This window comes from Mesorhizobium sp. M8A.F.Ca.ET.202.01.1.1, from assembly GCF_004791595.1.
Classification (GTDB): Bacteria; Pseudomonadota; Alphaproteobacteria; order Rhizobiales; family Rhizobiaceae; genus Mesorhizobium.
The window spans coordinates 652,915-666,447 of the sequence record NZ_SRUN01000001.1; the positions used below are offsets into that span (position 1 = coordinate 652,915).

At 61.5% G+C, this 13,533-nt stretch carries 17 protein-coding genes; 5 read left to right on the top strand and 12 right to left on the bottom strand.

Features of this window, described 5'->3' with window-relative positions; all coding sequences use genetic code 11:
- Positions 1–68: 68 nt before the first annotated feature.
- The 4 genes from EN845_RS03510 to EN845_RS35300 all read right to left on the bottom strand — a co-directional run bounded on the left by EN845_RS03510 (position 69) and on the right by EN845_RS35300 (position 2,684).
- Positions 69–521: a MucR family transcriptional regulator gene (locus tag EN845_RS03510; protein ID WP_127871458.1), complete on the bottom strand. Its 453-nt coding sequence runs from the start codon at positions 519–521 to the stop codon at positions 69–71.
- Between the two features lie 161 nt (positions 522–682).
- A complete protein-coding gene (locus EN845_RS03515; RefSeq protein WP_127871457.1) occupies positions 683–886 on the bottom strand; it encodes a hypothetical protein in 204 nt (67 codons plus the stop codon).
- A complete protein-coding gene (locus EN845_RS03520) occupies positions 879–1,805 on the bottom strand; it encodes a DMT family transporter (RefSeq protein WP_127871456.1) in 927 nt (308 codons plus the stop codon). Before EN845_RS03520 ends, EN845_RS03515 begins: the two co-directional genes overlap by 8 nt.
- Before the next feature lie 45 nt (positions 1,806–1,850).
- Entirely contained in the window at positions 1,851–2,684 is an 834-nt protein-coding gene (locus EN845_RS35300; RefSeq protein WP_167531202.1) for a hypothetical protein, read from the bottom strand.
- Positions 2,685–2,796: 112 nt separating this feature from the next.
- Between EN845_RS35300 and EN845_RS03535 the strand changes: the two genes are divergently transcribed.
- Positions 2,797–3,756, top strand: a complete 960-nt coding sequence (locus EN845_RS03535; RefSeq protein ID WP_127279521.1) for a LysR substrate-binding domain-containing protein — start codon at positions 2,797–2,799, stop codon at positions 3,754–3,756.
- A 351-nt stretch (positions 3,757–4,107) separates the two neighbouring features.
- Positions 4,108–4,413 carry a GNAT family protein gene (locus EN845_RS36735; protein ID WP_348631093.1) on the top strand — a complete coding sequence of 102 codons (306 nt, stop codon included), beginning with the start codon at positions 4,108–4,110 and terminating at the stop codon, positions 4,411–4,413.
- A gap of 46 nt (positions 4,414–4,459) precedes the next feature.
- Here EN845_RS36735 and EN845_RS03545 read toward each other — a convergent pair whose 3' ends face one another.
- Positions 4,460–4,972: a DinB family protein gene (locus tag EN845_RS03545; RefSeq protein WP_127279523.1), complete on the bottom strand. Its 513-nt coding sequence runs from the start codon at positions 4,970–4,972 to the stop codon at positions 4,460–4,462.
- A 66-nt stretch (positions 4,973–5,038) separates the two neighbouring features.
- On the opposite strand from EN845_RS03545, the gene EN845_RS03550 reads away from it, so the two are divergent.
- Complete coding sequence (locus EN845_RS03550; protein WP_127279524.1) at positions 5,039–5,731, top strand: glutathione S-transferase family protein; 693 nt, start codon at positions 5,039–5,041, stop codon at positions 5,729–5,731.
- Between the two features lie 77 nt (positions 5,732–5,808).
- Here EN845_RS03550 and EN845_RS03555 read toward each other — a convergent pair whose 3' ends face one another.
- The gene (locus EN845_RS03555) at positions 5,809–6,057 is read right to left on the bottom strand and encodes a DUF2934 domain-containing protein (RefSeq protein WP_127871455.1); all 249 of its coding nucleotides are present in this window, start codon (positions 6,055–6,057) and stop codon (positions 5,809–5,811) included.
- Between the two features lie 280 nt (positions 6,058–6,337).
- Between EN845_RS03555 and ndk the strand changes: the two genes are divergently transcribed.
- On the top strand, positions 6,338–6,760 hold the full coding sequence (ndk, locus tag EN845_RS03560) for a nucleoside-diphosphate kinase (protein ID WP_127279526.1): 423 nt from the start codon (positions 6,338–6,340) through the stop codon (positions 6,758–6,760).
- A 63-nt stretch (positions 6,761–6,823) separates the two neighbouring features.
- Here ndk and EN845_RS03565 read toward each other — a convergent pair whose 3' ends face one another.
- From EN845_RS03565 to uvrC, 5 genes are all read right to left on the bottom strand, one after another.
- Entirely contained in the window at positions 6,824–7,588 is a 765-nt protein-coding gene (locus tag EN845_RS03565; protein ID WP_127871454.1) for a YbaY family lipoprotein, read from the bottom strand.
- 77 nt (positions 7,589–7,665) lie between these two features.
- A complete protein-coding gene (locus EN845_RS03570) occupies positions 7,666–8,148 on the bottom strand; it encodes a molybdenum cofactor biosynthesis protein MoaE (protein WP_127871453.1) in 483 nt (160 codons plus the stop codon).
- Between the two features lie 4 nt (positions 8,149–8,152).
- Positions 8,153–8,410: a molybdopterin converting factor subunit 1 gene (gene moaD, locus EN845_RS03575; protein ID WP_127281088.1), complete on the bottom strand. Its 258-nt coding sequence runs from the start codon at positions 8,408–8,410 to the stop codon at positions 8,153–8,155.
- Position 8,411: 1 nt separating this feature from the next.
- Positions 8,412–9,008 carry a CDP-diacylglycerol--glycerol-3-phosphate 3-phosphatidyltransferase gene (gene pgsA, locus EN845_RS03580; protein WP_010915213.1) on the bottom strand — a complete coding sequence of 199 codons (597 nt, stop codon included), beginning with the start codon at positions 9,006–9,008 and terminating at the stop codon, positions 8,412–8,414.
- Between the two features lie 97 nt (positions 9,009–9,105).
- On the bottom strand, positions 9,106–11,190 hold the full coding sequence (uvrC, locus tag EN845_RS03585) for an excinuclease ABC subunit UvrC (RefSeq protein ID WP_127871452.1): 2,085 nt from the start codon (positions 11,188–11,190) through the stop codon (positions 9,106–9,108).
- Positions 11,191–11,607: 417 nt separating this feature from the next.
- On the opposite strand from uvrC, the gene EN845_RS03590 reads away from it, so the two are divergent.
- Entirely contained in the window at positions 11,608–12,132 is a 525-nt protein-coding gene (locus EN845_RS03590) for a hypothetical protein (RefSeq protein ID WP_127280667.1), read from the top strand.
- Between the two features lie 363 nt (positions 12,133–12,495).
- Here EN845_RS03590 and EN845_RS03595 read toward each other — a convergent pair whose 3' ends face one another.
- Positions 12,496–13,260 (bottom strand): SDR family oxidoreductase, encoded by a 765-nt coding sequence (locus tag EN845_RS03595; RefSeq protein ID WP_127871451.1) that lies wholly within the window; start codon positions 13,258–13,260, stop codon positions 12,496–12,498.
- Positions 13,261–13,533 lie beyond the last annotated feature (273 nt).

Consider the following 13,533-nt stretch of genomic DNA (forward strand, 5'->3'; position numbering starts at 1 on the left):
GGAAACGGCGCGCACAATGCGCCGCCAGAGCAGCCGATCAGTGACCTGCGATACCGGCCAGCAAGGCCTCAGGCAGTGGCCTTGCCACGCTTTGTCGCCTTGGCCACGACCGCCGGCGCAGCGACCGGCTTGCGGCCAAGTCCCGTCGATTTCGCCAGCGCCGACCGGGTCGCCGAGTAATTCGGCGCGACCATCGGATAGTCCGGCGGCAAGCCCCATTTGGCCCGATAGTCATCCGGGCTCAAACCGTAGTCCGTCCTGAGGTGTCGCTTGAGCGACTTGAACTTCTTTCCGTCCTCCAGGCAGATGATGTAGTCGGGAAACACCGACTTTTTCGGATTTACGGCCGGAACAAGGCTCGGGCTTTCCACGACGGCCGCACCAGCCAGCTTTCGGACCGAGGCGCTGACGCTGGCAATCAGGTCAGGCAGGCCGGAAGCCGGAAGCGGATTGTTGCCTACATAGGCCGAGACAATATCGGCGGTCAGCTCGATAACGGTCTTATCCTCGATATTTGACAATTCTTTCACCCTATCTGCGACAAAGTCATCTACCCCAGTAAAGACTTTTGTCGATGTATCTCTTTAACCGCGCCCCCCAACGGGCCGCCAAATCCCAAAACGAATCAAGACTTGGCATCAACTACTTTTATGAGAAATCGACGTCGTGCAAATTAGAAAATCTAATACTTGGAGGTGGCAGACTTGGTTGGGCGGCTGTCGGCCAATATCTCAAGAATACGCTTCCAGCGGGCACAACGCCCGAAATCCTTCTGTTCAATCGCCTTTTCGGCCTTCATTGCGGCGTAAAGCGGTGCCTCGGCGCCAAATTCCTTGATCAGCCAATGCGCTTCCTGCCTGGCGAGACGTTCATTGTCATCAAACATAGTCTTGCGCCTCCGAACGCTCCAGACCGACCGCGACACAACTGCCGATCACGAGAATGGCTCCGGCAATGGCGGTGGTCGTCAGCCGTTCGCCGGACAACGTCAACAGCAGCGTCGAAGCAATCGGCGTGAGATAGGCGACGACAGCCACCTTGCCGCTGCCTCCGAGCTTCAAGGCGCGTGACCAGAAGTAATAACCCAGCCCCATCGGGCCAGCGCCGAGATAAAGCCCGAGGACCAGATCCACTCCGGTGGGCCAGGCGACGCCTTCGCGAGCGGACCATACAAGCGTCAAGGCGACGCCGACCAGCGACGAGGGCAGCAACAGGCGGTCCGGCGACGTGGCGAGCCGCCCCACCATCACCGAATAGAAAGCCATGCACAGCGCGGACCCGAATGCGGCCGAATAGCCGGCGAGATCACCCTGGAACCAGGTGCGGTCACGCCCTCCCGAAATCACCAGCGCGACGCCGACGAAGCCAAGGGCCGCGGCAATGCCCAGCAAGGCCGGACGCCGGGGATTGTCGAAAGCGATCACTGCCGCGGCAACCATCAAGGGCCAGGTGTAGGCCACGAGATTGGCTTCGATCACCGGCATCGAGGCAAAGGCGATATATTGCAGCACCATGGTGCCGACCAGACCGATAAAGCCGACCGCGAGCGGCACCAGCGCGGTGCTTGCCGTGGTCGTCGCGGCTTTCTCGCGGCTCATCGACCGGATGACCGCGAAGACCAGGGCGGCCCCTACAAATTGCAGGAACTGCACCTGCGACACCGGGTGACTGGCCAGCAGGGACTTGCCGACCAGCGCATTTGTCGACCACAACGCCACCGCCCCGGCAGCGAAGACCAGCGCGGATATCGAGCCCGATCCATGCAGAAGGAATCGGCATAGGCCCCTATCTCTGCGTTCGACCATGATCCCGTCCGAAAACCGGTCTCCACTTTTCGGGATCATGGGTCGCTACCATGACTCCCTGGCTCCACCCGGAACCGGCGCTTCGGCGGGGGCCGGCGTCGGATGTTCGGCCTCGAACCGGCGATAGGCCGGCAGCTGGTTTTGCCACACATCTTCGGCCAGCTCGTTGACCCACTCGCGGTCGTGATCGTTGTCGGCGGCAAGGTAGAACATCCTGTTGTCGTCGACATAGGGCTTGGCCACGGAGCGCTGGTTGAGCACCAGCGTGACGCGCTCGCCGAACTGGATCGGCGCCGTACGATGCAGGACGCCGAGGAACTGCCCGAGCGTCGCATAGTTCATCTTGTGATCGATGCGCATGATGCGGTTGCGCGGAATCTCGCGGCCGGATTCGAGGATGGCGCGGCCGGTCTCGGAATCGTCGCAATAGATTTCGAGATGGCCGCCGACCAGCGGATCGCTGATCGACAGCGGAATGAGCTCAGTGACCGGAACGCCGTCGCAATGCCATTCGACGGCGCCATCCCTGGGATTCATGAAGGTGACTGTCGAACCGACGATCGACAGCGGATAGGGCTCCAGCTTCGTGCCCATCATGTCGGACAGCCGTTCCAGGCGCAACTTGTCGTTCAGCAACTCCTTGATTTCGGGAATGAAACGGTCCGCGCCTGTGATGAAGGTCAGATCGAGGTGCTTGTGCACGGCATGGCTGGCCTTGAGCTTCAGGGCGGCCTCCTCGATCGCGGCAAGCAGAGCCGGATCATAGCCATGCCGATACTGCGCAACGCCGAAGCTCGACACTTTCCAGGCGGTTTCGTGGCCGATAATGGCCTCGCGGCTCATCGCATAGCGCAGTTCGGGTACGGTATGTGCGTTCATTGTACTTCTCCAAGTGGGGGGCAAACACTTGGTTAACAGTCGATTAAATTAGCCCCCCCTGTAAAATTAGGAATGCTAGTGCTACCCTAAGCCCAGCTTAAGGTCGAAAGCCGTGCGTCTGCTCAGTCAGGTCAACCTCAATTCGCTGAAAATCGTGGAGAGTGCTGCGAGGCACGGGAATTTCACGCGTGCCGGCGAAGAGCAGTTCATCACCGCTTCGGCGGTCAGCCAGCGCGTCAAGAGCCTGGAGGACCAGTTGCGCTTCAAGATTTTCCAGCGCGGCGGCAATGCGGTGTCGCTGACACCGGAGGGCGAAACCTATGTCTCGCGCGTTCGTGAGGCGCTGGAGCGGATTGTCGCCGCCAGCATGGAAGCGACCGGGCAATCACAGGAACATGTGCTGAAGATATCGGTGCTGCCGACATTTGCCGCGCGCTGGCTGTTTCCGCGCCTGCCGCTGTTCCAGCAGCAACACCCCGATATCGTGATGCGGGTTTCGACCTCGTACGCGACGCACGAGTTCACGACTTCCGAATTCGATCTCGAAATCCGCTACGGCGACGGCCACTTCAACGGGCTGCCATCCGACCTGTTGTTTCAGGAAGACCTGACACCGGTGTGCAGCCGCAAATTGTTCCACGAGGTTCTCGGCGACAAGCCGGTGTCAAAGGTGACACCGGACGACCTCAAGCACTTCACGCTGCTGCATTCCGACACCTGCACGCAGAACTGGCAATCCTGGCTTGGTTTCGCCGGCGCCAGTTTTGTGCTCAGCGAGACCAAGAGCATCTATTTCGACTCGTGCATGATGTCCTACGAGGCGGCCAATGCCGGAATGGGTTTTGCCGTTGCCAACCGCGCCTATATGGCCAGCGATATCCGCGCCGAGAGGCTGGTCGCTCCCTTTGCCGTACATCATCCGAATACGGCCGGTTGGTACTTCGTCTCGCCGCACAAGGGCCTTGCCGCACGCAAGATGCTGCTGTTCAAGCAATGGGTGATGGCGGAAGCGGCCATGACGCAACGCCAGCTGGACAACGAAATTGCGGGCTTGGCTTCAGAAGCTGTCTGAAAGTCGGATCGGTCCTCATTTGTCGCTCGATGACTGCAGGCAAGAGAAACAGGGATCATCGATTAATGGGCGGCGTCCAATCCAGGCAACCCGCCTTGGTCGGCGATATCGTTGAACTCAGCCCCCTGCAGCCAGAGCATTCCGCAGCGCTTTTGAGTGCAGCCGCAGATGGCGAGCTATGGAACTTGAAGGCCACCGTGGTTCCAGGGCCAGACGCGATCGATGATTATATTGCCAATGCCCTGGCTGGACGACAGGCCGGGACTGTCATGCCATACGCAATCGTCCTCCGCGCCACGGGCTTGATTTGCGGTAGTACGCGGTTCTGGAAAATCGATCGCGAACAGAAAATTGGAGATTGGGCACACGTGGCTCGGCAATTCGGTCCAGCGATCGGGGGTTAATACCGAGGCTAAATATCTTCTCCTGATTCAGGCATTTGAGGTCATGAACTGTGTCCGCGTGCAATTCACCACCGACGAACTCAACGACGCGTCGAGAGCGGCCATTTTGACAATAGGAGCAAAACAGGAAGGAATCGTTCGCAATGAACGGATCATGCCGGACGGCCGGAAACGCAATTCCGTCCGGTTCAGCATTATTGATTCCGAGTGGCCGGACGTAAAAGCCATGCTACGGCAAAAAATGCGGCGATAGTCCGCGCCAAACGCTCGCCCCGAATTCAAAACGAAAACCATGTGGATCAGGCGAAAGCCCTTCCCTCCTCGGTGCGCTGGAAATGCGCCAGATCGAGCGGCACGGAGGGGCGGCCCAGAACTGTCAGGATCATATGCGCCTGGCCGCGATGATGGGTCTGGTGGTTGAAGACATGAGCCAGCGCCGGCGCCAGGCGCTGCGAGACGGTGCGCATATCCGAAACGGTCATATAGGTGAAGCGACCCGACAGCGCTTTGTCGTCCAGGCCGCCGAGCCAGTCGATCATCCGCCGGTCCTCCGCCTCGCGCGCGGTCCTCAAGACGGGCAAGGCCCGGTGCAATATGGCGTCCAATGTCGTCGGCGCGATGCCTTCGCCGGTGAAGCGCTTCATCCAGATGCGATCGGCGGCGAGCAGGTGGTTGAGCGTGCCCATCAGCGAACCGAAGAAAGCGCCGACGTCGCGATTGAATTCCTCATCGTTCAGATCGTCGGCGGCATCATAGATGCGGCCATTGGCCCATTGATTGTAGGCCGCAAACATCATGAAGTGCTGTTTCATCTTTTCTCCCGCCGCGCCCGTTTCGGGTTTCGGGGCGATACCTAGACCGCGAAGGGGCCGACGCCAATGACCATTCTGCTTTACGACCTGGTCGGACATGACGAGAGCCGCCCGTTCAGTCCGCATTGCTGGAAGGCAACGATGGCGCTGGCCCACAAGGGACTTGATATCTCGACCGCGCCGACGCGTTTTCTCGAAGTGCCGGCCATCGAAGGCGGTGTCTCAAAAACCGTTCCGGTCATCCGCGATGGCGACAAGGTCGTCATCGATTCCTTCGCCATCGCGCTCTATCTCGATGAGACCTATCCGGATCGCCCGACGCTGTTTGGCGGCGAAGGCGGCAAGGCGATGGCGCGCTTCATCGAACGCTGGTCGCAATTGACCATCCACCCTTATGTTACCACCGCGGCGCTCGTTGACCTTCATGCCATGCAAGACGAAGAGAACGCCTCGTATTTCCGCCAGAGCCGGGAGCAGCGCTTCGGCAAGCGGCTGGAGGACGTCGCCGCCGCACGCGACGCCGGCCTGGCAACCTTCCGGGCAGCGCTGGAGCCGCTGCGCTCCATGTTGAGCTACCAGCCTTTCATCGGCGGCGCCTCGCCGCTGTTTGCCGACTATATCGTCTTCGGCGCGCTGCAATGGGCACGCATCGCCACGCCTTACAAATTGCTCGACGACAGCGACGTGGTGGCGCAATGGTTCACCCGCTGCCTCGATCTGCATGGCGGGCTCGGACGAACGGTTGCGGCGGCGGCGTGACGGCCGCAAGCGCGCGCCCTGCCCGCAAGGCAAGCGCCGTCAAACTGTCGCGAAAATCGGCGGCGGAACAGCTGGCCTTACTTGGCCGCCTTCTTTGGCTTGCTGGCTTTCGCGGCGGCCTTTTCCTTGGGAGCGGCTTTTGCCTTGCCGGCGCCAGATGCCTTCCTGGCTGGCTTCTTGTCCGCCGACCCCGCGTCCTCCCGATCGATGTCGGCGGCCGCCTGTTGCCAATGGCGTTCGTGGTGACCGGCCGGTTGCCCTTCTTCCTGCCAGATCTGATGGGCACGGTTGCGAATGCGCTCCTGACGATCGTCTGTCATGGTCATATTGTCTCCATGCGGGCCGACTTCAGCGCGGCGCCGACCGGACGACTATAGCAAGCAAACCGTTGCTTTACAGCCGTCTGATCCAGCCTGCCCGCAGCGACCAGCCACGGAAGCGCTGGCCGTTCGACGCTCGCTGTCGCTCCGGGCGTTCGTCGCTCGCAAAGCCAGGCAATTGCCTTTCCGCTCGCCGCGCGGACCCGCTCCTCACCCTCTTGGCAATAAGCCGGGCGGCTTGTATAGAGCCCGCCACTCTCAATTCAAATTCAGACAAGGACGACCCATGGCGCTCGAACGCACCTTCTCCATGATCAAGCCCGACGCAACGCGGCGCAACCTCACCGGCGCCATCACCAAGATGCTCGAAGACGCCGGTCTGCGCGTCATCGCCTCGCGCCGCGTTTGGATGAGCCGCCGCGAGGCGGAAGGCTTCTACGCCGTCCACAAAGAGCGGCCGTTCTTCGGCGAGCTGGTGGAATCCATGTCCTCGGGCCCGACCATCGTGCAGGTCCTTGAAGGCGAGAGCGCCATTACCAAGAACCGCGACGTGATGGGCGCCACCAACCCGGCCAACGCCGCCGAAGGTACCATCCGCAAGGTGCATGCGCTGTCGATCGGCGAGAACTCGGTGCACGGCTCCGACGCGCCGGAAACCGCCGCGCAGGAAATCAAGTACTGGTTCTCGGACACCGAAATCGTCGGCTGAGCCGACGGCATCAAATCCGATCTGGAAGGCCGGCGTTCAGCCGGCCTTTTTTCTGGAGTGCAATCAGCTCGCGGCGCTGAAGCGCAGGATTTCGCGCCCGTCCTTGTCTGAGATGGTGAGCTTGCCGGCATCGACCTTGTATGATGCCGCCTTGGCCAACGCATCGAACAGGGCTTTTTCCTCGGCCATCACATCGGGCGCGCAAGCTTTGTAAGTCGAACCGATATCCCCGATCGCGATCGCCTGGCCCTCGACCTTCGCCGTGGCAAAATAGGTGTTGCAGGGACCGCTGCCACCGGCCTTGCCGGCCTCGCTGACCCTGAAGGTCGCCTGCGGCGCGGTGATGGCGCCAATGCCATCGACATAATCGACCACCCAGAGCTGATCGAAGACGGAAGCCGCTGGCTCCTTGCCGGGCGTAACCATCTTCAGCATGATGGTCTGCGGCGCGTCGGTCAGCGGATCGAGCTGATGGCGCACATCGGAGACGAACATCAGCCTTCCGTCCACGGTGATCCGGGCCTGCAGCGCGTAGATCATTTGCGGCCGGATGACGGAGGGGTCGAATTTTATCTCGAAGCTGATCGGCACCTGGCCGGCGGGCTTGATCTTCTGTTGCCCGATGATCTTGGCCGGCGCGTCGGCCAACGAGACGTCGGCGAGCTCGACGGAGAGCACGGCGCTGGGCGGCAAGGCGATGCGCTCGCGATAGATCACCTCGCCCCTCACCGCCTTTTCCGCGGCAACGGACAGCTCCGGAACCGCCAGGATACCCACGACCAACGGCACCAAGCCGAAGACGAAGAATTCGGCGATCCTCTCCAGCATGACCGTCTCCCTTGCCCAATCAGTCACGTGACCAGTTGGCAGAAGGATTGCGGTCGTTCGGTGACGCCTGCACGGTATTATTCGGACGGCGGTCGCTTCCAGCGCCGGGCTGCCTGGGCGTCGGTTTCCTTAGCCTCGACCCAGCCCCCCTCGGAGCCGTCGGTGCGATGTTCCTTCTTCCAGAAGGGGGCACGCGACTTGAGGTAGTCCATGAGGAAGTCCGCCGCCTCGAATGCCGCCTGGCGGTGCGCCGAAGCGGCCACCACCAGGACGATGTTGTCTCCCGGCGCGATCTTGCCATGGCGATGTATGACGGTGAGGCCTTGCAGCGGCCAGCGCTCGGTGGCTTCGGCAGCGATACGCCCGATCTCGGCTTCAGCCATGCCGGGATAGTGCTCGAGTTCGAGTGCCGAGAGCGCGCCGTGCTCGTCGCGGCACAGGCCGGAGAAGGTGACCACCGCGCCAATGTCGGCGCGGCCTTGCGTCAGCCCGGCGATCTCGGCGGCAACGTCGAAATCCTGGCGCTGGATGCGCACGGTCGGCACCAGGACGGCCGACATGATGTCAGCCTCCGGTCATCGGCGGGAACAGCGCGATCTCGCGTGCACCCGATATCTTCTCGCGATGGTCGACATGTTCCTGGTTGATGGCGACGCGGATCACATCGGGATATTGCAGCGCGTGTTGGTAACCTTCGCCGCGCGATTGCAGCCAGCGCAAGAGGTCGGCGACCGTCTCGATGCCGGCGGGCAATTCGACATCTTCTTCCGATGTGCCGATACGTTCGCGAACCCAGGCGAAATAGATGAGACGGGTCGTCATCTCACTCGTCCATGATGTGCTTGAGGCCGGCGCGGAAATAGTCGTAGCCGGTGTAGAGCGTCACGAGGGCCGCGATCCACAGCAGCACCAGGCCGGTCTGCGTGGTCAGCGGAAAGATCTTGTCACCGGCCGGTCCCGCCAGGAGGAAGGCGATGGCGACCATCTGGATGGTGGTCTTCCACTTGGCAAGCTGCGTCACTGGCACCGAGACCTTGAGTGCCGCCAGATATTCGCGCAGGCCCGAGACCAGGATTTCGCGACACAGGATGATGATCGCCGCCCACAGCGACCAGCCGGCGATCCCGGCGTGACGATCGGTGTCAGCCGCAAGCAGCAAGAGGCACGTGGCGACCAGCAGCTTGTCGGCGATCGGATCGAGCATCTTGCCGATGTTGGAGGTCTGCTGCCAGGCACGCGCAAAATAGCCGTCGAAATAATCGGTGACGGACGCCAGCAGGAAAATGACCAGCGCCGACCAGCGAGCGAAGTCGCTCGATTTCAGATGGCCCTCCAGAAAAAAGCACAGCACGACCAGCGGCACCGCGATGATGCGGGCGTAGGTCAACATGTTAGGCAGGTTAAACGCGCGCTGGGCCATGTCTGGTGGACTCTTTCTGCCTGCGTACTCAAATCAGAAGCGGATGTAGGGGGTCAACAGGCCAGATTCGACTGGCCAGATGAAAGTGGCGATTTTTTCAACTCTCGTGGAAGTGATTGTAGACCAGTTTCGCCACCTGTTCGGAGATGCCGTCGACCTTCCTCAGATCCTCCACCGCGGCCCGGCTGACCGCCTTGGCGGTGCCGAAATGCAAGAGAAGCGCGCGCTTGCGGCCGGGACCGATGCCGACGATTTCGTCGAGCGGGCTCTTGACCATTTCCTTCTTGCGGCGGGCCCGGTGCGAACCGATGGCGAAACGGTGGACCTCGTCGCGCAGGCGCTGGACGAAATAGAGCACGGGATCGCGCACGGGCAGCGAAAACGAGTCTCTGCCCTTGACGAAGAAGCGCTCGCGGCCTGCATCGCGGTCCTGCCCCTTGGCGATGCCGATGGCGACGACGCGGTCCTCGATGCCGAGATCGGAAAGGATCTTGCGCACCGCCGTCATCTGGCCCTGGCCGCCGTCGATCAGGATGACATCGGGCCAGGCAGGGAAGCCTCCGGAGATATCGTCTTCGATATCGTCGCCCGCCTCGGCTGCCGCTGCCTCGCCCCCTGCCGCATCCTCGGCAAGGACAACATCGCCATGCTCCTTGAGCAATCGCGAAAATCGCCGCTCCATCACTTCGCGCATCATGCCGAAATCGTCGCCCGGCGTGATCTCCGTCGAGCGTATGTTGAATTTCCGGTACTGGTTCTTCACAAAGCCTTCCGGCCCCGCGACGACCATGGCGCCGACGGCGTTGGTGCCCATGATGTGCGAGTTGTCGTAGACCTCGATGCGCACCGGCGGCTTTGCCAGGCCGAAGGTCTCGGCGAAACCGGCAAGCAGCCGCGCTTGCGTCGAGGTCTCGGCCAGCCGGCGGCCAAGCGCCTCACGCGCATTCTGCAAGGCGTTGTCGGTCAGGTCCTTCTTCTCGCCGCGCTGCGGCACCGAGATCGTCACCTTGCGGCCGGCGCGGGTCGAGAGCGCCTCGGCCAGCAGTTCCTGGTCCTCGACGGTCTGCGACAACAGGATGGCACGCGGTGTCGGCTTGTCGTCATAGAACTGCGCCAGGAACGAGCCCAGCACTTCCGATCCCTCCAGCGCCGGATCGGCCTTCGGGAAGTAGGCGCGGTTGCCCCAGTTCTGGCCGGTGCGGAAGAAGAACACCTGGATGCAGACCTGGCCGCCTTCCTGGTGGATGGCGAACACATCGGCCTCGTCGACGGTCGCCGGGTTGATGCCCTGATGGCTCTGCACGTGCGACAAGGCCGCCAACCGATCACGATAGATGGCGGCGCGCTCGAAATCGAGGGCTTGCGAAGCCTGCTGCATGGCGGCCGAAATCTCGGTCTTCACCTTCTGGCTGCGGCCGGACAAAAAATCCTTCGCTTCGTCGACCAGCTCGGCATACCCCTCATGCGAGATTTCGCCGGTGCACGGACCGGCGCAGCGCTTGATCTGGTAGAGCAGGCATGGCCGCGTGCGGTTCTCGTAGAAGGAATTGGTGCAGCTTCTGAGCAGAAAGGCGCGCTGCAGCGAATTGATGGTGCGGCCGACGGCGCCGGCCGAGGCAAAGGGGCCGAAATAGTCGCCCTTGCGCGACCGCGCGCCGCGATGCTTGTAGATGCCGGGCGAGACATGGTCGCCGGTCAAGAGGATATACGGAAACGACTTGTCGTCCCGCATCAGCACATTGAATCGCGGCCGCAAACGCTTGATGAGATTGGCTTCGAGCAGCAGCGCCTCGATCTCGGTGCGGGTGACGACGAACTCCATGGTCGACGTCTCGCGCACCATGCGGCCGATGCGGTTGGTGTGGAATCTGCCTTGCGCGTAGTTGGTGACACGCTTCTTCAGGCTGCGCGCCTTGCCGACATAAAGCACGTCGCCGGCGGCGTTCATCATCCGGTAGACGCCGGGCGCATTGGGCAGCCGCTTGACCAGCGTCTGGATCACCTCGGCACCCACCATGCCTTCGGCATCGCCGGCATGCGGCGTCCAGTCGATTGCCGTGAACGCCACATCCGGGCCGACCGGTTCGGCGATCTCCTCGATCGCCTCATCCTCGAGGTCGATTTCAGGAGGCAAATCATCGGCGCCGCCACGCGGCTTGCTCTTGTGGTCTAAGGGACTCATTCCTTCATGCCTGTCACATCCGGCGCCCAATAGGACACGCCCGAACTACTCGCCGTTTCAAATCTTTACAGCGACCGAACCGGTTTCTCCGGGACTAATTCCTGGGCTTTCCTTCACGGGTTTATCACAGCCTCCCTTCCGGGACACCGCCGCCAGATCGTCATGCGTGACCTGGGCATATTTCACCGTGGTGTCAATGCTGGAGTGGCGGGACAGTCCTTGGAACGACTGTAGGTTGCCTCTCCCGGCGACAGCAGCATTGACCCGATACCGCAAATTAATGACCGAGTTCAACCACCTCCGACGAACCGAGCGGTTGGCCAGCGCTCCTCCCCTAGGTCCAACTATCCAGGCATGGGGCAGCCGACTACGATGCCCAAGTGATAGATACTTCAACTTACTCACGAGGGAAATGTTATGCGAAAGTTCATGACGCTCATCGCGGTCACGTCGGTAGCTCTTTCGTCTGCGATGGCTGCCTATGCCCAGACAGAGAATCCCCTCCCAAAGGCCAGCGATGTCCTGGTCAAATATGGAGACGTCCAAGGCTGGACAGTTTACACCAATCAAACCCGCGGCGATTGCTTGCTCGTCCACTCGGACGGCCCAAGTTCGGTTCAAATGGGTGTTACCGCGAATCGGGAGGTCGGGTATCTTGGCGTGTTCACGACGGTGGATATCGGCCTCCAGAACGGGAAGCAGTCGGATATCTTCGTTTCTATCGACGGCCATCTCTACAAGGGAGTGGCCACCACCACGAACGGAATACTCAAGGGCGGATATTCTGGCGGCTACATCTTGACCGACGACCCGAAATTCAAGCGTGACGTGGCGAAGAGATATAAAATGATCGTGTTTCCTGAGACCAAGGGAGCCTTTGTCGTCGATCTGAAGGGGACTTACAAAGCAATGGCAATGGCGCGCAAGTGCCTCAAGCATTGACCGCCGGCCCAGCAATGTTCCACCCATCTCGGCCATTGGCTGCTACTGGCTGACTGGACTTTTGAAGCCGGAACCAGCGTATGACGCCTGAGAGCCGGATGTTGACGCGTCCGGTTCAGGGGCAGTCGGGCGTGGGGACACCTGTGACCCCTTCCGTCCAACCGCATATTACGCGGCACCGTGCTTGGGCAAGTGCCGACATTGGCGGCATGCCGGAGCCGCTCAGCGCTGCAGGTCGGGAGTGCTGCCGAACAGCCCCGGGGAGCGCCATCGTCAGAGACTTTTTCCAGAAGCCACAATCGTCGGGACAGCCCGGTTGTGCTTTTAGCCGATCAAATTAGACCCCAACAAGGATTTCGACTGCTATTCCGCCATGCCTGTCACATCGGGCGTCTGCCATGCAAGATGCTGGCCGCCATCGAGCGCGATCATCTGGCCGGTGACCGAGCGCGTCTCCCACAGATAGCGGATGGTGGCGCCGAATTCCGGCAATTCCGGGCCGCGCTTCAGAATCAGGCCGGCGACCTGCGCGTCAAAATCCGAATCGTCCTGGCGCGCGTTCTTCAGCGTCGGGCCCGGCCCGATCGCATTGACGCGGATGCGGGGCCCGAGCGCCTGTGCCAACATCTGCGTCTGGGTCCACAATGCCGATTTCGACAACGCATAGGAAAAATAGCGCGGCGTCGGCCGCCAGACGCGCTGGTCGATGATGTTGACGATCAGCCCCTCCCGCCCCTCCGGCAAGGAACGGGCGAAGGTCTGCGCCAACAGCGCCGGCGTCTTCACATGAATGGCGAAGTGGCGGTCCCAGGCGTGCCAGTCGAAATCTCCCACTGAATCGTCGACGAAGAGCGAAGCATTGTTGACCAGCAGCGAGATCGGGCCCAGCGCGGCTTCCGCCTGGCCGACGAGCTCGCTGACGGCGTCCATGTCGGTCAGATCAGCCGCAACCACGGCGGCGCGGCCGCCCGACCGGTTAATCCCCTCGGCCAGCGCATCCGCCTCATCGTGCGAGCGGTTGGAGTGGATGGCGACCGCAAAACCATGGCTGGCGAGGTCCTCGACGATCGCCTTGCCGATCCGTTTCGCTCCACCGGTCACCAGCGCCACGGCAGTGGCTTTGCTCATCTGTTGTCAATCCTCAATTTCGGCCCGAAAACGCGACGCCGGCGAAATATGGCCCGGCATGCGTTAAATGGTGTTCGCACCTGGGGCAGCATTGTGGCGAAGTGCCCGTTCGGCATGCCGAGCCCTCTTGGACTCGGAACCGCCGGACAGCAATATAGGACGCTGGACTCCTTGCACCAAGCGGTGTGCAGCGCAGCATAAACTTGCTGCTGACATTTCGCTGTTGCGAAGATGCAACGTCAAGGTTCTGCCTCATTCGTGCCGGGGAATGAC